The following is a 19,618-nucleotide window of genomic DNA, read 5'->3' as shown; positions in this document are numbered from 1 at the left end:
GCAGAAAATGTAGTTAAAGCCTTAACTATGGCAATTAAAAATAGAGTTACATCTGGTTCAATGATTCATCATTCTGATAGAGGATTACAATATTGTTCTGCAATATATCAAAACAAGTTAGCCGAAAAAGGAATAAAATCATCAATGACCGATGGATATGACTGTTATCAAAATGCTCTAGCAGAAAGAATTAATGGAATTTTGAAACATGAATTTTTAATTTATAAATGTAATACAGGTAAGGAATTAGAAAAACTCATTAAACAATCAATAAATATTTATAATAATCTAAGACCACACTTGAGTTTGAATATGAAAACACCTAACTTTATACACAACAAAAAACCTTTGAAGCTAGCTTCAAAGGTTTAATTAATATTTTATAAAAACTGTCAACCTATTTTAGGACGACTCATATTTGTTCTCTTAAAAGCTAAACAATCTATTTACTTCATCGTATGTAAGTAATTTAGAAACCGTCATCACATCTGGATCTCTGCTTACATATTGCTGAATTTGTAACAATACAATTCCATCTTCTTTAGTGTACTTTAACCAAATAACATCTCCGTTTGCTTTAATTTTGTACGGATCTCTTGGTTTTTCATCAAAACCTTTCATTATTATCTGATGTAACTTTTGCGCATCATTATCTAAATTTTTAAACGAGAAATGTACATATTCATGAATTGGATCGTTGATGTTTTTGTAATAGAAGTTGTAAGCTTCATCTCCTACTTTTTCTAAATAAACGTATTCTACTTTTCCTACTATTTCTGTTTTAGTAGTTTCTATAAATTCAATTTGAGAATACGATGCAATCGAAAACAAAAGTGCCGTTGCCAAAAGAAATTTCTTCATAGTTTAAGGGTTTAAAGTTTGATTTTATTTTTAATTTTCTAAATATAACTAAAACAACAACGCCTTATACAACTAAAAAGTATTTTATCTGTTAGAATTATTTCTTCAATAAAAAAAGCTCCTTTTAAAAGGAGCTTTTTACTATACTAATTTCTTAGCATTCTTAACTTTTTGCTTGGTAAGTGCAATATCAATTACCTCACTCATGTCTGTTACGTAATGGAAGGTTAACCCTTTTAAGTAACTTTCCTTAATTTCATCAATATCTCTTTTATTATCGGCACAAAGAATTATTTCTTTAATATTAGCGCGCTTTGCAGCTAATATTTTTTCTTTAATTCCTCCTACTGGTAATACTTTTCCTCTCAATGTAATTTCACCAGTCATTGCTAATTTATTTTTAACCTTTCGCTGTGTAAATACCGATACTAACGACGTTAACATCGTTATACCAGCACTTGGTCCGTCTTTTGGTGTAGCTCCTTCTGGTACGTGGATATGTACATCATATTTATCTAATACTTCAGGATTAATTCCAAATTCTTCAGCATTCGACTTAATATACTTCATTGCAATGGTAGAAGATTCCTTCATTACCGTACCTAGGTTACCTGTAATAGAAAGGTTTCCTTTTCCTTTAGAGATAATCGATTCTATAAATAAAATATCTCCTCCAACACTTGTCCATGCTAAACCTGTAACTACACCAGCTACATCATTATTTTCATATTTATCACGTTCTAAACGAGCTGGCCCTAGAATAGCTTCAATATCCTCATTGGTAAGCGTAACGTTATATTCATCTTCCATAGCTATTGATTTTGCTACAAAACGAACCACTTTTGCTACTTGCTTTTCTAAACCACGAACTCCAGATTCACGAGTATATCCTTCAACAATTTTTTCTATCTGTTTTTTACCAACTATCAAATGTTCTTTTGATAATCCATGTTCTGTTAATTGTTTCGGAAATAAGTATTTCTTGGCTATTTCAACTTTTTCTTCAATCGTATATCCTGTTACATTGATAATTTCCATACGATCTCGTAATGCCCATGGAATTTGATTGATATTATTCGCTGTAGCTATAAACAATACCTTAGAAAGGTCATACCCTACTTCTAAATAATTATCGTAAAAATGTGTATTTTGTTCAGGATCTAATACTTCTAACATTGCTGAAGAAGGGTCTCCTTGATGACTTTGTCCTAATTTATCAATCTCATCTAACACAAAAACTGGATTGGAAGTTTCTGCCTTTTTGATATTCTGAATTAAACGCCCTGGCATCGCTCCAATATACGTTTTACGGTGACCACGAATCTCAGCTTCGTCACGTAAACCTCCTAACGACATACGAACATACTTACGTCCTAAAGCCTCTGCTACCGATTTACCTAACGATGTTTTACCAACTCCCGGAGGCCCGTATAAACAAATAATAGGAGATTTCATATCTCCACGTAGCTTTAAAACTGCTAAATGCTCAATGATACGTTCTTTTACCTCTTCTAAGCCAAAATGATCTCTATCTAATATTTTTTGAGCTCTTTTTAAATCAAACTTATCCTTAGAAAATTCATTCCAAGGTAACTCTAACATCAACTCTAAATAATTACGTTGAATGCCAAATTCAGCCATTTGAGGGTTCATGCGTTTTAAACGACTTAACTCTTTTTCAAAAGTTTCAGCAACTTCTTTACTCCATTTTTTCGACTTCGCTTTTAAACGCATTTCATCAAGCTCTTGCTCGTGAGAAACACCTCCTAGCTCATCTTGAATCGTTTTCAATTGCTGATGTAAATAATACTCACGCTGTTGTTTATCTAAATCAGAACGTGTTTTCGATTGAATATCGTTACGCAACTGTAACTTTTGAAGCTCTTTATCTAAGTTCTTTAAAGTTAATAACGCACGCTCTTTCAAGTTATCCTTTTCTAATAATACTTGCTTTTGCGATACGCTTAACTCCATATTTGATGAAATAAAATTCACCAAAAATGAACTTGATTGAATATTTTTAATTGCGAATGAAGCTTCAGATGGCAACATCGGATTTTCTTTAATAACCTCTAAAGCTAAATCCTTAATAGAATCGATAATTGCATCAAATTCTTTTTGATCGTCAATTTCACGCTCATCTACTGCTTCTTTTACCTTTGCTTTTAAATAAGGCTCTTCTTGAATAACTTCCTCAATTTCAAAACGCTTTTTACCTTGAATGATAACTGTTGTATTACCATCAGGCATTTTTAGTACACGTAAAATTTGTGCTACGACACCTGTTTGATAAATATCATCTATTCCTGGATCTTCAACTTCGCTATCTTTTTGTGCTACTACTCCTACAACCTTATCACCTTTGTTGGCATCTTTAATAAGTTGAATAGACTTATCTCTACCTGCTGTAATAGGAATTACCACACCAGGAAACAACACAGTATTTCGTAAAGGAAGAATAGGTAATTCTTCAGGAATACTTTCTTGATTTATTAATTCTTCGTCCTCTGGAGTTAATAAAGGGATTAATTCTGAATCTTCATTAAAAACATCTTGAAGCGACAAATTGTCTAAATGTAATATTTTTGATTTACTCATATCTTATATATTCTGTCATAGTGGCACTTTTAAATATTTCTTAAAAGAAACACCACTTTTTTAAAATCATAAATAACTGATAAACAAAAAGATAAAACCAACTAATTGTTTATCGTATTAACTATAAGTCAATTCTTATGCCATTAAAAATCATGTTTAATTTAATTTGTAACTATTTTTGATGTTAGTCGTCATATAGGTATCTTATCAACAAAAACTAATCAAAAAATGAGAACTAAACTTTTGTTCCTTTCCCTATTACTTTTAATTATTAGCTGTACTTCTAAAACAAATTCTTCTGAGTTCATAGAAAAAGCTTCTGGACGTTATTATTTTAATGCTGATGAAATTATTGAAGTTACTTTTGATGAGGATAAAAAATTACGCTTAAAATGGCGTAACCAAGGTTTAGAACCATTAAAAGTTGACGATACTTCTTTTTACGTTAGAGAATTAAACGAAAAACTAATTTTTAATACTGCTGAAAACAAAATAGAATTAGCCGAAAAGAGAGAACATGAAGGAAAAAAATATGTTTTTAAAAAATTAAAAAAAGGAGAAAAAACACCTAGCGAATATTTAGCTGAAGGTAATTTTAAAGCTGCTTTAGAAGGTTACAAAGCTATTAAAGAAAAGGATAGCTTAACCCCTGTTATTAGAGAGCGAAACTTAAACAGATTAGGTTATCAGTATCTCAGAAATAATGAATATGAAGCTGCTATTAATGTATTTAAAATTAATATTGAATTATACCCTAATAGTTCAAATACATACGACAGTACTGGTGATGCTTATACTAAAATGAAAGATACTGCAAATGCTATTGAGTACTATAAAAAAGCGTTAGCTATTAACCCTGAAAATAGAAGTTCAAAACGCGCTTTAGAAAAACTGACTTCTAAAAAAGAGGAATAAGCACTAAGATAGAATTGGTTGTAAACTCTTAAAGTAAAATCAACAAAGCAATCCCTACAAAAACCACTATTTGTACCCATTTTAGGTATACTCCTACTTTATTGTGCTGTTTAATGTAATCAGAAATTTTTCCTGCTAAAATAGCAATGGAAGAAAATATTAAAAACGAGGTTAATATAAATAAACCTCCTAACACATAAAACTGAAGTACGTTTGACAAGCTGTCAGAAAACAAAAACTGTGGAAAAAAAGCCAAAAAGAAAATCGTAACTTTAGGGTTTAATACATTCATCCAAAAACCTGTTTTGAATAATTGTAATGTTGATTTTTTCTGAACATTCTCTGTAGAAAATGCAATTTTAGCATCACTTTTATACACTTGATATGCTAAATACAGCAAGTATCCTGCTCCAAATAACTTGATGATAAAAAATAAACTCGGATTCTGTTTGATGATTTCAGATACTCCAAAAGCCACCAAAGTTGTATGAATAATACATCCAGTCATTAAACCTACAACTGTAGCTAACCCGTATTTTTTACCATTGACAATGCTTTGGGTTAATACAAAAATATTGTCAGGTCCTGGTGAAATAGCTAAAGTGGCTGTAGCAAATACAAAAGAAATGAGAGTTTCTAGCATGAATTAACTTTCAGCTAAAATAGCCTTATTGATTCTTTTTACCAAGCTTGGTCCTTCATAAATAAAGCCTGTATAAATCTGTACTAAGTCTGCTCCTGCTTTTAGCTTTTCTAAAGCATCTTTTTCAGAATGAATACCTCCGACTCCAATAATAGGAAATGCTTTATTAGAATTATCCGTTAAGTACTTAATTACTCTTGTACTTCTATCTTTAACTGGTTGTCCGCTTACTCCACCATTCCCTATTTCTTGTAAACGTTCTTTAGAAGCCTTTAAACCTTCTCTATTTACTGAAGTATTCGATGCTATAACTCCATCAATTTTAGTTTCAGCAACCAACTCAATAATTTCATCTAATTGTTGGTTGTTCAAGTCTGGAGCTATTTTTAATAAGATTGGTTTGCTTCGACTACGCTCAGCAACCGCTAATTCTTTATCTATTTTTTGTACCTCAGTTATCAATTCCTTTAAATAATCAGCATCTTCCAATTTTGCATGACTCGATACATTTGGACAACTTACATTCAGTACAAAATAATCTACATACGGATGTAATCCTTTAAAACAAGTTACATAGTCTTCAGTATAATTTTCAGGAGCTGTATTGGTGTTTTTTCCAATGTTTCCTCCTATGATGATTTTTCCTTTATTCTTTTTTAATTGTTCAATCGCTGCTTCTAATCCTTCGTTATTGAATCCCATTCGGTTAATGATTCCTTTATCCTCTTTTAAACGGAATAAACGTTTTTTAGGATTACCTACTTGACCTTTAGGTGTAACTGTACCAATTTCTACAAAACCAAAACCAAAATCTGCCAATTCATTATACAAAACTGCATTTTTATCAAATCCTGCTGCTAATCCTACTGGATTTTTAAAAGTTAACCCGAACAAGTTACGTTCTAGCTTTTTATCATTTACTTGATACATTCCTCTAAAAATAGCTGAAACCCCAGGTATTTTCGATAAAAATTTAACTAGCGAAAAAGTAAAATGGTGAATCTTTTCTGGATCAAAAAGGAAGAATATTGGGCGAATAAGTAATTTGTACATCGATTTTAATTATAATCTTTCGTTTATTAAATATAAAAAAAGCTCCAATAAAGGAGCTTCTGAATTATCGTAATACAGCGTCTAAATTCTTTTCGAATGTTTGCTGTAGTTTCTGCATTATTTTATCTATTTGTTTGTCTTCTAGGGTTTTGTTTTCATCTTGCAATACAAAACTTACTGCATACGATTTTTTACCTTCTGGTAATTTATCTCCTTCGTATACATCAAACAAATCTACTTCTTTCAACAATTTTCTTTCTGATTGAAATGCCAAGTTGTAAATTTCTTTAAACTCTACTTTATTGTCTAACAACAATGCTAAATCACGTTTTACCGCTGGGAATTTAGGTAAATCTGCTACTTTAATTTTCTTGTTTCCTACTAACCCTAAAATAGTTTGCCAGTTAAAATCAGCAAATAATACTTCTTGTTTGATAGAAAATTCTTTTAAAATTGCTCTTTTTACAACTCCTAACTCTACCAACTTCATTTTTCCTAAACTTAAGGTAATTCCTTCAGAAAACACATCTGACTTTATTGGTGTTGTTTTTAAGTTATCTATTCCTAAACGACTTAACAAAGCTGTTACGATTCCCTTTAGATAAAAGAAATCTGACGCTTGCGAAGCTACTTTCCAGCTATCTTGTGTTCTGTTTCCTGTTACAAATAAGGTTAAGTGTTTATCTTCTTGATATCCGCTTTCGTACTTATGATAGGTTTTACCAAACTCATAAAACTTTAACGAATTTTGTTTTCTATTGATGTTGTAAGCAACAGACTCTAATCCACTAAATAATAATGACTGACGCATTACCTTTAAGTCGTTACTTAACGGATTTAACATCTCTACACTGTGCTCTGGATTCAAATTCTCAGATAACTCTAGGTAATCCGCCTTGGTTAACGAATTTGCCATAGTTTCATTGAATCCTAGTGATGATAGTTGGTCAGCCACAATGTTTTCTACTTTTACATTGATGTCACTATCAAAAGAAATAGAAGTATTTAATTTGTGAGAAAACTCTACATTGTTATATCCATAAACACGTAAAATTTCTTCAATAATATCTGCCTCACGTTGTACATCGGTTCTGTATGATGGTACTACCAATCCTAATCCTGCTTCTGTAACACTATTGATTTTAATATCTAAAGAAGCTAAAATCTTTTTAATAGTTTCTTTAGGTATTTCTTGACCAATTAATTTATAAGCATTTTCAAATGATAAGAACACTTCAAAATCTTCAACCTTTACTGGATAAAAGTCTAAAATATCTGATGACATTTTTCCACCAGCATACTCTTCAATTAATAAAGCAGCACGCTTTAAAGCATATTTTGTTGTGTTAATATCGATTCCTCTTTCGAAACGGAAAGAAGTATCTGTATTTAATCCGTGACGTTTTGCCGTTTTACGAACAGACACAGGGTTGAAATAGGCACTTTCTAAGAAAATAGTATGGGTACTTTCAGTAACACCTGAATTTGCTCCTCCGAAAACACCACCGATACATAATGGTTTACTATCAGCATCACAAATCATTATATCTTCAGAAGATAATTCTCTTTCTACATCATCTAAGGTAGTAAACTTTGTTCCTTCTTCTAAGGTTTTTACTACTACTTTTCCTCCTCTAATTTTAGAAGCATCAAAAGCATGTAATGGTTGTCCTAGTTCATGTAACACATAGTTCGTAATGTCTACAATGTTGTTTTTAGGAGCTAAACCTATTGCTTTTAATCGATTTTGAATCCACTCTGGAGATTCTTTTACTTCAACATCGGTAATTGTAATTCCACAATAACGTGGCACCAACTCTTTATCTTCTACTTCAATATCAATCTTTAACGTACGCTCATCAACATGAAAATCAGAAACAGAAGGAGATATTAATTCTATGTTTGTTCCTTGTTGAATTAATCCTGCTCGTAAATCACGTGCAACTCCATAATGACTCATTGCATCAGAACGGTTAGGTGTTAATCCAATTTCAAAAACATAATCTGTTTCAATATTAAACACATCAGAACATGGCGTACCAGGAGCTAAACTTTCGTCTAATATCATAATTCCGTCATGACTTTTTCCAAGACCTAATTCATCTTCGGCACAAATCATTCCGTGACTTTCTTCTCCTCTAATTTTTCCTTTCTTAATCTTAAAGCCTTCGCCTTTTTCATCATACAACATCGTACCTACAGTTGCTACAGGTACTTTTTGACCTGCATCTACATTCGGTGCTCCACAAACAATTTGTACAGGACTACCGTTTCCTAAATCTACCGTAGTAACTTTTAGTTTATCTGCATTAGGGTGTTTTATACAGGTTTTTACTTCGCCAACAACTACGCCTTGTAAGCTTCCTTTTATACTTTCAACCTTCTCTATACCTTCAACTTCAAGACCTAAATCAGTTAGTAATTCGCCTGTTTTTTCAGCTTCCCAGTCAGTTTGTAAAAATTGTTTTAACCAATTGTATGATATCTTCATAATCAATTTCTAAATTTAGCGTGCAAATTTACGTAAAATAAAGGAAAAAAATAACACCTTGTTTCTGATAGCTGCTACGATACTGATTGTTAATCTTTTGGTAACACAAAAAGGCGGTTTCCTTGATTCTATTTATAGTCAGATTTAAACTTCTATTGTCTTTTTTGATTCTTTGGATGAAAACACATAGGTAAACAACCACATTAAGGTAAAGGTTGGTACTACATCTAACCCTGGCATAGCTTCTTCAATAAATGTTATTGCCCCTGCTATTTTACCTTTGTTTCCTTTATACATTTTTGTCATTAAGTAGGCTGATGCTGGTGCCCAAACAATGTCGGACAATTCACCCACTCCAGGAATTAAATACGACACATATCCTATTGCGTCAAACAACAAACTCAATGCTAGTTTTTGGTATTTTTTTTCTTTATTCATTTATCTAAAATTAATTCAACACTACAAATCAAAATTCAAGCCAAAACATCTTATTTTTGTCTTGTAAATTGATAAGTTTGTTCTAAAATACTAAAAAACAAATGATTTTTTCTGATTTCATCAATCAAATAGAAAAATTACAACAAAAGCAATTAGGCGGTTTAACCTCGCAATTTAAACTGGCTCCTAAACTTAGAATGCGCTATTCAGAAGAGTTAATACTTAGCAAAAACCCGAAAAAAGCAGCTGTATTGGCTTTGTTTTATCCTGATAGCAATAATCAAACACGTTTTTTATTAACCGAAAGAGCTAGTTATAATGGCGCGCACTCTGCTCAAATTAGTTTTCCTGGAGGTAAATTTGACATGGGTGATGATAATTTAAAAACTACTGCACTGCGTGAAACTTTCGAAGAAGTTGGCGTACCTTTTGAGGCTATACAAATTATCAGGCAAACATCAGATGCTTATATTCCTCCTAGTAATTTTTTAGTAGCCCCATTTATTGGAACTTCTAAAAAAACACCTCTTTTTATTCCTAATGAAGAAGTAGCTGAAATAATTGAAGTTTTGGTTAGTGATTTATTAGACGATGAAAATTTAACATTTGTTGAAATGGAGACCTCTTACATGAAAAATATTGAAGTACCATGCTTTAAATTAAACGATTACATTGTTTGGGGAGCAACAGCAATGATATTGTCAGAAATTAAAGATTTATTAAAATAAGGCTATTATATAATTCTTTTGTAATTTAGCTTATTCGACTACTAAAAAACCAATAACAATGCCTTTATTTAAAAGGAACCCTTTCGGACATATATTATTCATTAAACGCATTTTTAATTCAAACTTTAGGATTAATTTCCCACGGTCGTTATCGTAAATTTAACGACTTACAAATAGAAGGTATGGATGTTCTAAGAAGCCTTCCAGATCAAAAAGTACTTTTTATTTCTAATCATCAAACCTACTTTGCTGATGTTGCTGCTATGTTTCATGTTTTCAACGCTGCTTTAAAAGGACGTGATGATAATATTAGAAATATAGGTTATTTATGGAAACCTAAATTAAACATGTACTATATTGCGGCTGGTGAAACAATGCGTGCAGGTTTACTTCCTAAAATATTTGCCTACGTGGGTTCTATTTCAGTTGAAAGAACTTGGAGAAGTGCTGGTAAAGACGTTAATAGACAAGTAAAAATGTCTGACATTTCTAACATCGGTAAAGCCTTAGATGATGGTTGGGTAATTACCTTTCCACAAGGTACTACTACCCCTTTTAAACCTATTCGTCGTGGTACAGCTCACATCATTAAAACTTACCAACCTATTGTAGTTCCTATTGTTATTGACGGATTTAGACGTTCTTTTGATAAAAAAGGACTTTTAATTAAAAAACGTAACGTACTACAATCAATGGTTATAAAAGAGCCTTTAGAAATTGATTATGAAAATGAGCCAGTAGCTGATATAGTTGAAAAAATTGAATATGCTATTGAGCAACATCCATCATTTTTAAAGGTATTAACACCTGAACAAATTAAAGAACAAGAAGAATTAAACGAAAAACGAAAGTTTTGGAGTTAATTCAGATATAAAACTTTTAATCATATAAATTATGGCTAAAAAATCAATTTTAAACAAAAAGTCGATAGACTTTTTAGAGAAATATTTAAACAATGCGGCTCCTACTGGATATGAGTGGGAAGGTCAAAAAATATGGATGGACTACCTAAAACCATATGTTGATGAGTTTATCACTGATACGTATGGAAGTGCCGTTGGTGTTATTAATCCTGATGCTAAATATAAAGTAGTTATTGAAGGACATGCTGATGAAATTTCTTGGTATGTAAATTACATTTCTGACAACGGATTAATCTACGTAATTCGTAACGGAGGAAGTGACCATCAAATCGCACCAAGTAAAGTAGTAAACATTCATACTAAAAACGGAATTGTAAAAGGAGTTTTTGGTTGGCCAGCAATTCATACACGTAATAAAGCTTCTGAAGAAGCTCCAAAACCTGAAAACATCTTTATCGATTGTGGTTGTGCAACCAAAGAAGAGGTTGAAAAGTTAGGAGTACATGTGGGTTGTGTAATTACCTATCCTGATGAATTTCATATTTTAAACGGAGATAAGTTCGTTTGTCGTGCTTTAGACAACCGTATGGGAGGATTTATGATTGCTGAAGTTGCTCGTTTGTTACACGAAAACAAGAAAAAATTACCTTTCGGTTTATACATTACTAACTCTGTTCAAGAAGAAATTGGTTTACGCGGAGCGGAAATGATTACACAAACCATTAAACCTAATGTGGCTATTGTTACTGACGTTACTCACGATACCACGACTCCGATGATCGATAAGAAAAAAGAAGGTCATTTAGAGTTAGGAAAAGGACCTGTAGTTGCCTATGCTCCTGCGGTTCAACAAAAACTACGTGATTTAATTATTGAAGCTGCTGAAGCAAACAAAATTCCTTTCCAACGTTCAGCGTTATCAAGAGCAACTGGTACAGATACTGATGCTTTTGCTTATAGCAACGGTGGAGTTGCCTCTGCTTTAATCTCATTACCTTTACGTTATATGCACACTACGGTTGAAATGGTGCATCGCGAAGATGTTGAAAACGTAATTAAAATGATTTACGAAAGTTTATTAAAAATTGAATACGGAGAAGACTTCTCTTACTTTAAATAATAAAAATAATTAAACGTCATTACTTACCTGTAATGACGTTTTTTTTACCAAACCCTTATGGATGAATTAATAGATATTGTTGATGAAAACGGAAACTACACAGGTAAAACCTGTTTAAAATCTGAGGCTCATGAACACGGTTACTTCCACCCTACTATTCATGTTTGGTTATATACCTCAAACAAGCAAATCTTACTTCAAAAAAGAGCTTTAACTAAAAAAGTATTTCCTGGTTTATGGGACATTTCTGTAGCAGGACATATCGCTGCAGGTGAAGATATAAATATTGCTGCTCTTAGAGAAGTAAAAGAGGAAATTGGTTTTGACATACTTCCTGAAAACTTGCACAAAATAGGCACTCGCAAGCACATGGTAAATCACCTAAACGGAATTATTGATAATGAATTCCACCATGTATTTATTTCAGAATTAACAATTCCTATTGAGGAGTTAACGCTTCAAGAAGAAGAGGTTGCTGAATTAAAATTATTCGATTTAGAAACCATTCTGCATACTAAAGACTACGAAAATTTTTTACTTCCACAATATCAAGATTACTATTCTTTTGTGCACAAACAAATTGTAACTGTCATAAGCTAGATTATATTTCGGCTTCAATAATTTAGTTTCCATTTTAAAAATCAAATAGTTATCTTTAGAATGAAAACTATCAAACTATGTTATCAACAGAGGATAAATCTGCGTTAAGAAGTAGGTTGTTTCGTCATTTGGACGGAATCGTGACTTGTCCAGCAGCTGGCGCAACCGTCACGCTTGTCCTACTTACAACTTTATAGTTTAAATTATTATCTGTTAACATATCTTCTTTTTTACTTGCTTTTTTTCACATGCCTTTACTTATCATACCGTCACGAGCAAGATGCTCGCGCTAGCAGGGGTGAGTTAGTCTTTTACCTTATATAATTTAGGTTCAGTTATATTAACTTTTGAAAAGACTTCTTTATTTATTTCAAAATGCATTTTTGACATTTCATTCAAATAAACTTCCAAAGGTTCCATACCTATTTCCTTTCTACGCTTGTTTACGTTTATACTATCTATCAAAGGTTTTGGATATGCTTGACAAACTTTCCAGTTATACGTCACTTGAGTTCCATAAACTTGCTTTTTACCTGTGTTTAGTTGCACCCTATCTAGCAAATAGGCATAGTTTTCAGAATTAGCATTCTGATTCTCTACCTCGGTTTTCATCTTCTTTAAAACCGCTTCTTGAAATTCAGGTTTAAAATCTAAATGCTGCACAATAAGCCAAAAATCTCTAGAACCTTCTTTTCCTGCAAGGTCAAAACCAACAAAACCATGTTTGTTAAAAATTTCTCTAGCTTTCTTATGGGTTACAGCAAAAACACTGTCTTTAAATGATTGCCATTCTTCTTCGGTTAATTCTTTATATTTTCCTGAGGGAACACCTGCAGCAACTTGGTCTATTTCTACCATGCTAGCAAGTTCATTAACCAATTCTTGATTGTATCCTTTTTTAACAGAGTTTTCTTTTTTGGTTTTACAATTAACCAATAATACTAACATTAAAGCTATAAAAATTTTAATTTTCATCAGCCCTATTTTCTTTTACCGATAACAAATTAGCAAATAATTTATAAGCTCCAGAAACTCCTGCTGGGAGTTCTCTAAAAAAACTTAATCCTGTATAGATGTAGTTTCCTTTACCGTATTTAGCTACTAACAAACTTCCTTTTTTAGTTGTTTCTCCTTTATCATGCATTGATACTATTGGAGTGTATTCTTTACTCCATTTATTCGGAAAATACAATCCGCGTTCTTGTACCCATCCGTTAAAATCAGCTTCAGTAATTTTATTCGGATAATTTAAAATCGAGTGTTCTTTAGCTAACAAGGTTACTTTAGAATGTTCATCTGTTACTCTATCACGTGACAATTGTAATTCATACGGCGCTTGTACATCTACTCCTCTATTCGTGTTGTATTGCACAATTAAATTTCCACCATTTTTCACATACTCTAACAAATATTTCTGCTTAAACTGTAATTCTTCATTGGTATTATAAGCTCGAATACCTACAACTACAGCATCAAACTGATCTAAATTTCCGTTGATTTCATTTACATTCAATTCTGTTACCTCATAACCAATTTGTTGTAAACTTTCAGGAATAGCATCTCCCGAACCTTGAATATAGCCTATTCGTTTTCCGTTTTTTTCAATATTCAAACGAACTACTTTCGCTTGTGATGGTAACAATACCGATTGTTTTGGAATATGGTTATAATTGATTTCTATTAACTCTTTATCATAAGTTTTGCCATCAGCCGTAGCAATAACTTTTAATGCTCCTTCTGACTCATTTTGAGTTGGAGTTACCATAAATTCTACAAATTGAACATCTCCTTTTTGGGCAATTGAAAAATCTATTGCTGTTGGAGATACTTTCCATCCTTTTGGAGCTTGTAAACTTACTTTTCCATTAATATTTGCATCTCCTGCTCTTACTTCAACAGATATCTTTTGAGCTTCCGAAGTAGAAAAAATCAATACTTTATCGTTTAATTTTGTAGTTACTTTCGGCAATACCTCAAAAGGCTCATAGATTTCTCCAACATCACTTTTAGCATATCTATGCACTACCGGAATGGTAAAAGCAACTGGTTGATTTTCAATAATAATATTGTATTGAATTTGAATAGGTCTTGGAGATTCTGGATTTCCAATCAATTTTTGGTCATTTACCTTATACATTCCTAAATCCCAAGGAGTATTTAACCAATATGGTGAAGAGTAAGAAACATCTTTTCCAATATTGATTTTATTTTTAAAATTTTGTTTGCTATTAGGAGCTAAATCCAGTTCTTTTTTGATGTTTATTCCTTCAGGAAGGATGGTTATTGACGATAACTCCATAGAAATAGCACTTCTGTTTAGTACTTCAAAATCTACATCAATCGTGCTGCTTGGAGTTGCATTAGAACTTACAGCCGATGCTTCTAAATACAAACCTGCACAAGCCTTGATAATTTCATTTAACTCTTTGGTTTTAATGTTTCTCCAATGTGCATCTTTTAATTGTCGAGCCATTTTGTAGGCTTGCAACAACTCTGGTAAGTGTTTTGACGGATTTACAAAATCGAAATCATCTTCAATTTTATATAAAACATCTCCAATTTCACCACCTCCTTCTATACGGTTCCAAGTTGTATTAATTCCTGAAAAAATATCTTTTTTATCCTTCGGAAAATCTCCTTTTAAAAACTCAACATATTCGGTTTGACTTCCCCTAGTAGTCAACCTACCAAAACCCTGACATAAATGTTGGCTACTTGCAATGGCTGCTACCTCGTTATTTGACAACCCTTTCAAAGGATAATAAGCTCCTATATCAAAACTTAACATGTTGCTTTTATCAGCTTTCGCAAAGGCTTCTTCACTTCCATAAAACCACCACGAAGTGTTAAAAAACAACCTATTAGGTTGCCATGTGCTCGTAGATTGTAGCTGTTCTGGATATTTTGTTTTATCAGCTGCCAAATCAAATGCTTCAACACTTAACATTGCTGAAGATGTATGGTGCCCATGCGTAGAACCTGGTGTTCTGTGATTAAAACGATTGATAATTACATCTGGTTTAAACGTACGGATTGCCCAAACTACATCAGCTAACACTTTATCTTTATTCCAAATTTCTAAGGTTTCATCAGGATGCTTTGAATACCCAAAATCATTTGCTCTTGAAAAACGTTGTTCTCCACCATCTACTGCTCTTGCTGCTAAGAGTTCTTGAGTACGGATAACTCCTAATAATTCACGCATTTCAGGACCAATCAAATTTTGACCTCCATCACCACGAGTTAATGATAAATACGCTGTTCTTGCATTTTCATGGTTAGATAAGTAAGAAATTAATCGGGTATTTTCATCATCAGGATGTGCTGCTATATACAAAGCCGAACCTAAAAAGTTTAGTTTTTGTATTTTTTCATAAATCTGATTAGAAGTTAACTTTTGTGGTTTTTGTGCATTTATTGTTAGTGAAATCAATAAAAATGATAGGACTAAAAGTACTTTTTTGTGCATTTTTAATAGTTTGAATACTACACAAATGTAACTTTTTTAACGAAAAAACGAATTACATTAACAAAATGCTAACGTTTTTATTAAAATCGATATTTATAAGTTTAGTCTAAAAAATATTCATCTTTAAACCCTATCAAATACAATTTTTCTTGAGCACGCGTAACTGCTGTATATAGCCAACGTAAGTATTCTACTGAAGCACCATCAGGTAAATAAGGTTGTTCTATAAAAACAGTTTTCCATTGACCACCTTGTGATTTATGGCATGTCATAGCGTAAGAAAACTTCACTTGAAGTGCGTTGAAGTACTTATTCTTTTTCACTCCCATAAATTGCTTGTACTTCGATTTTTCTTGAGCAAAATCTTCTTTTACGGCTTCGTATAAGCGATTCGATTCTTCATACGTTAATGACGGACTCTCACTAGTAAGCGTGTCCAATAACAATACTGTTTCAAAAGGTTTCATATCAGGATAATCAATCATGCGAACTTCAACTTCAGCAAACTTAAATCCGTATAAATCTTTAATTTCATTGATACGCATTACCTCACAAATATCTCCGTTGGCAATAAACCCTGCAGATGAAGAATCTTTCAACCAATAGTAATTGTTTTTTACAACCATTACATAATCACCTGTAGAAATTTCGTTTTCTTGTCCGCGAATTTTCGTTCGTATCTGTTGGTTGTATTGATTCGCTCGTTTGTTCGAACGTACAATTATAGCTGTATCTTCTACTCCTATATCTCCGTCATAAGCAGAAGTAATCGCATCTTGGATATCATACCCATCTTCTAAGCGAATGATATCTGGATAGTTTACATCAAACTGAAAATGTGTGGAATCGTTCTGAATTAATAAGCGTAAATCGGTTGCGTTGGCTAAAATCCCTGAGCCTTCCTCTTGACGTACCACTTCATCTAGCTCTATTTCGGTAACTTCTTTATTGAATTCAAACGAAAGCTTATCGGCTTCTAATGCTGGACTCATTGTTAATTTTACAGGTGGCAACTGCGCTGTATCACCTATAAAAATAATTTTACAATTTTTTCCTGAGTACACATAAGAGATTAAATCGTCTAACAACGAGCCATTTTCAAACAATTTAGCACTCTGTTTTTCATCTGAAATCATCGAAGCTTCATCAACAATAAAAAGCGTATCAGTATGTTTATTGGGCTGCATAACAAAACTTACTCCGCCACTACTTTGCTTTTTAGGAAAGTATATCTTTTTATGAATGGTAAATGCTTGTCTATTCGAGTACCCTGAAATCACTTTAGCTGCACGACCTGTTGGAGCTAATAAAACTGCCTTCTGACCAATCTTCCATAAATTATGAACAACTGTACTTATAATGGTAGTTTTTCCCGTTCCTGCATATCCTTTTAATAAAAACAAAGCACGATTATCATCTGAAAAAATAAAATGCGTTAAAACATCTAGTAATTCACCTTGTTTTTGTGTAGGGGCATAAGGAAATTTTTGAAGTATCTCTTTGTAGAATTTTGGGGCGGTTTGTATCATATTTTAAATAATGTTCAAAGATAAATGTATTTACAAAATAATTATTTTCATCATTGAAAAAAAATTGTAGATTTGCGAATATCATATATTAAAAATTAAAAAAATGAGTTTATTATTAATGATTTTGGTGGCTGTTGTGGTTGCTTTTCTTTTAGCTGTACTTGTAGTTAAATTTGTACCTCTAAAAATGAGATGGTTAGTTTCAATATTTCTTATAGGTGCATCTGTCTTTTTAGTATATAAAATTTACGGTGGAATTATGGAGCCTATTAACTTTAACAAAGACAAAAAAGTACGTTACGCTAAAGTTATTAAGAATTTAAAACTAATTCGTGATGCCGAAGTAAAATATAAAGAGGTTTACGGAACATATACTAACAGTAAAGATTCTTTACTTAATTTTATTCAAAATGGACAGTTAGCTTTAACAGAAACTAAAAACATTGAAGTAGAAGAAGACAGAGGTGGAGGAATTATAATTAAAGTTTCTAAAAAGCAAGTTGATACTATTGGATACGAGCCTGTTTTAAAATATTTTGAAGGAACGGAATATGCTAAAATGTTTGAAGTACCTGGTACTACAGAACAATTTGAATTAGCTACTGGTAGAGTTGAAAAAGTAGCAGGTTTAGAAGTTCCTGTATTTGAAGCTAAAGTTTCAAAGAAGCCTATTTTAAAAGGAATGAATCCTTCGTTAATTAAAGCTGAATTAGAAGCAATTGAATCTGATCAAATTAAAGGTGAGTTTGTTTCTGTAGGTTCTTTAAGTGAAGTAACTACTGGTGGTAATTGGCCTCCTTTTTATGATAAAGGTGAAGCAGTTGCAAAAAAAGACTAAAAAAACAAGCGCTATAGCGCAATATAAAGATCTATCCATCCAATTTAGTTTGGATGGATTTTCTTTTTGTATCTCTAACTCAAAGAACAAAGCTCCATTACTTTTTACCAAGTATACTTTTGCTGCTTCAATAACTTCTCCTGAGTTATTGTTGGAAGAAATTATACGTATCTTTAATACCGATAAAGATCTACAACAAGATTTCTCTTCTGTTTTTGCCATACATCAAAACAACCTAGCTACTTTAGTTCCTAATAAACTTTTCGACCGAAACAATTTAGCTCCGTATTTAAAATACACCGTAAAAACCTTAAAAACAGATTTTATTACTTACGATTTACATGATATTATAGCTGCTAACACAGTTTATATACCTTATGTAAACATCAATAATTACCTGTTTCAAAACTTTGGAGAGTTTGAATACAAACACCATTCAACCGTGTTAATAGACAAACTACTCTCCTATTCTCAAGAAAACTCTGATCAACAATTTTTTGTACATGTTTCTCCTAATGATATAGATATTGTAGTTTGTAAAGAAGGAAAACTTATATTTTACAACTCCTTTTCATACAGTACCAAAGAAGATTTTATTTACTATATCCTTTTTTCTGCAGAACAATTACAAATGGATCCAAATAATTTTCAATTAACTTTTATTGGTGACATTGAAAAAGAATCAGAACTATACACCATAACCTATACTTACGTTCGAAATATTCATTTTATGAATCCTGTTGATAATTTCTTTGCTGATAGCGATGATTTTTCGAACCATTCAAATTTTATACTTATTGCCTAATGCGAATTATTTCTGGAAAATATAAGAGTAAAAGAATTTCTGCTCCTAAAAACTTACCTGTACGACCTACGACCGATATGGCTAAAGAGTCGTTATTTAACATCTTAAATAATTTGTATTATTTTGATAATATTTCGGTGTTAGATTTATTCGCAGGAACAGGAAATATTAGCTACGAATTTGCCTCTAGAGGTACAGAAACTATTTATGCTGTTGATGCTCATTTTGCGTGTATCAAGTTCATCAATCAAACTTCAAAGGAATTAGATATGGACATTACCAGCTATAAAAGTGATGTATATAAGTTTTTAGAGAAAACTCCTCTAAAAACGGATGTTATTTTTGCGGATCCACCGTACGATTTTGAAGAAGCGCAATTCTTAAAAATAGCGGATATAATTTTTGAACGTGATTTGTTAAATGAAGATGGTGTTTTAATTATTGAACATTCAAAACATACAGATTTAACCAAGCATCCAAATCATAGTTATGATAAACGTTATGGTGGTAATGTGTTTAGTTTTTTTGAAGCTATTAGCGATGACGAAGAAGAATAAAAGCTGTTTAATAAATAAAAAGGGAACCAAATTGGTTCCCTTTTTTGTTATTGTATGTCTCGTCCTGAAATAAGTTTACACAATTTAGACTTATTTTATGAAAAGCAATG

General features: G+C 32.0%; 17 protein-coding genes and 1 pseudogene. 9 read left to right on the top strand and 9 right to left on the bottom strand.

All coding sequences use genetic code 11. The features are described 5' to 3' along the window. On the top strand, nt 1-372 hold a 372-nt coding region (locus OU788_RS08605; protein WP_274634797.1), incomplete at its 5' end, for an integrase core domain-containing protein. 54 nt (nt 373-426) lie between these two features. Here OU788_RS08605 and OU788_RS08600 read toward each other — a convergent pair. Together OU788_RS08600 and lon are read right to left on the bottom strand one after the other, a co-directional pair. Then, nucleotides 427-861 (bottom strand): hypothetical protein, encoded by a 435-nt coding sequence (locus OU788_RS08600; protein ID WP_274634796.1) that lies wholly within the window; start codon nt 859-861, stop codon nt 427-429. 141 nt (nt 862-1,002) lie between these two features. Then, nucleotides 1,003-3,459, bottom strand: a complete 2,457-nt coding sequence (gene lon / locus OU788_RS08595) for an endopeptidase La (protein ID WP_274634795.1) — start codon at nt 3,457-3,459, stop codon at nt 1,003-1,005. A gap of 228 nt (nt 3,460-3,687) precedes the next feature. On the opposite strand from lon, the gene OU788_RS08590 reads away from it, so the two are divergent. Then, complete coding sequence (locus tag OU788_RS08590) at nt 3,688-4,374, top strand: tetratricopeptide repeat protein (RefSeq protein WP_274634794.1); 687 nt, start codon at nt 3,688-3,690, stop codon at nt 4,372-4,374. A gap of 28 nt (nt 4,375-4,402) precedes the next feature. Here OU788_RS08590 and OU788_RS08585 read toward each other — a convergent pair whose 3' ends face one another. From OU788_RS08585 to OU788_RS08570, 4 genes are all read right to left on the bottom strand, one after another. Next, nucleotides 4,403-5,017, bottom strand: a complete 615-nt coding sequence (locus tag OU788_RS08585) for a LysE family translocator (protein ID WP_274634793.1) — start codon at nt 5,015-5,017, stop codon at nt 4,403-4,405. A 3-nt stretch (nt 5,018-5,020) separates the two neighbouring features. After that, on the bottom strand, nt 5,021-6,070 hold the full coding sequence (locus OU788_RS08580) for a quinone-dependent dihydroorotate dehydrogenase (protein WP_274634792.1): 1,050 nt from the start codon (nt 6,068-6,070) through the stop codon (nt 5,021-5,023). A gap of 64 nt (nt 6,071-6,134) precedes the next feature. Then, nucleotides 6,135-8,561 (bottom strand): phenylalanine--tRNA ligase subunit beta, encoded by a 2,427-nt coding sequence (gene pheT / locus OU788_RS08575; protein WP_274634791.1) that lies wholly within the window; start codon nt 8,559-8,561, stop codon nt 6,135-6,137. 144 nt (nt 8,562-8,705) lie between these two features. Further along, on the bottom strand, nt 8,706-8,999 hold the full coding sequence (locus tag OU788_RS08570) for a hypothetical protein (protein ID WP_274634790.1): 294 nt from the start codon (nt 8,997-8,999) through the stop codon (nt 8,706-8,708). Between the two features lie 101 nt (nt 9,000-9,100). Here OU788_RS08570 and OU788_RS08565 point away from each other — a divergent pair, with 101 nt between their 5' ends. The 4 genes and pseudogenes from OU788_RS08565 to OU788_RS08550 all read left to right on the top strand — a co-directional run bounded on the left by OU788_RS08565 (nt 9,101) and on the right by OU788_RS08550 (nt 12,310). Continuing rightward, entirely contained in the window at nt 9,101-9,727 is a 627-nt protein-coding gene (locus tag OU788_RS08565) for an NUDIX hydrolase (protein ID WP_274634789.1), read from the top strand. A 58-nt stretch (nt 9,728-9,785) separates the two neighbouring features. Further along, nucleotides 9,786-10,590, top strand: a pseudogene (locus OU788_RS08560) (lysophospholipid acyltransferase family protein). A 31-nt stretch (nt 10,591-10,621) separates the two neighbouring features. Then, nucleotides 10,622-11,710 carry a M42 family metallopeptidase gene (locus OU788_RS08555; protein WP_274634788.1) on the top strand — a complete coding sequence of 363 codons (1,089 nt, stop codon included), beginning with the start codon at nt 10,622-10,624 and terminating at the stop codon, nt 11,708-11,710. Between the two features lie 57 nt (nt 11,711-11,767). After that, nucleotides 11,768-12,310, top strand: coding sequence for an NUDIX hydrolase (locus tag OU788_RS08550; protein WP_274634787.1), 543 nt, complete (start codon nt 11,768-11,770; stop codon nt 12,308-12,310). A gap of 303 nt (nt 12,311-12,613) precedes the next feature. Here OU788_RS08550 and OU788_RS08545 read toward each other — a convergent pair whose 3' ends face one another. The 3 genes from OU788_RS08545 to OU788_RS08535 form a co-directional block, all read right to left on the bottom strand. Further along, on the bottom strand, nt 12,614-13,285 hold the full coding sequence (locus tag OU788_RS08545) for a DUF6624 domain-containing protein (protein ID WP_274634786.1): 672 nt from the start codon (nt 13,283-13,285) through the stop codon (nt 12,614-12,616). Beyond that, nucleotides 13,275-15,779, bottom strand: a complete 2,505-nt coding sequence (locus tag OU788_RS08540; protein WP_274634785.1) for a PIG-L family deacetylase — start codon at nt 15,777-15,779, stop codon at nt 13,275-13,277. Before OU788_RS08540 ends, OU788_RS08545 begins: the two co-directional genes overlap by 11 nt. A gap of 101 nt (nt 15,780-15,880) precedes the next feature. Beyond that, nucleotides 15,881-17,308 (bottom strand): ATP-dependent DNA helicase, encoded by a 1,428-nt coding sequence (locus OU788_RS08535; RefSeq protein ID WP_274634784.1) that lies wholly within the window; start codon nt 17,306-17,308, stop codon nt 15,881-15,883. A gap of 103 nt (nt 17,309-17,411) precedes the next feature. Here OU788_RS08535 and OU788_RS08530 point away from each other — a divergent pair, with 103 nt between their 5' ends. From OU788_RS08530 to OU788_RS08520, 3 genes are read left to right on the top strand one after another with little or no spacing between them, the layout of a single operon-like run. After that, nucleotides 17,412-18,146, top strand: a complete 735-nt coding sequence (locus OU788_RS08530; protein WP_274634783.1) for a hypothetical protein — start codon at nt 17,412-17,414, stop codon at nt 18,144-18,146. Then, nucleotides 18,121-18,951, top strand: a complete 831-nt coding sequence (locus tag OU788_RS08525; protein WP_274634782.1) for a DUF3822 family protein — start codon at nt 18,121-18,123, stop codon at nt 18,949-18,951. Before OU788_RS08530 ends, OU788_RS08525 begins: the two co-directional genes overlap by 26 nt. Beyond that, nucleotides 18,951-19,508 (top strand): RsmD family RNA methyltransferase, encoded by a 558-nt coding sequence (locus tag OU788_RS08520; protein ID WP_274634781.1) that lies wholly within the window; start codon nt 18,951-18,953, stop codon nt 19,506-19,508. Before OU788_RS08525 ends, OU788_RS08520 begins: the two co-directional genes overlap by 1 nt. Nucleotides 19,509-19,618 lie beyond the last annotated feature (110 nt).

Source organism: Tenacibaculum sp. L6 (assembly GCF_028823685.1).
Lineage (GTDB): Bacteria > Bacteroidota > Bacteroidia > Flavobacteriales > Flavobacteriaceae > Polaribacter.
The sequence above is the reverse complement of the archived record's forward strand: the minus strand, read 5'-3'. Positions and strand labels throughout refer to the sequence as shown.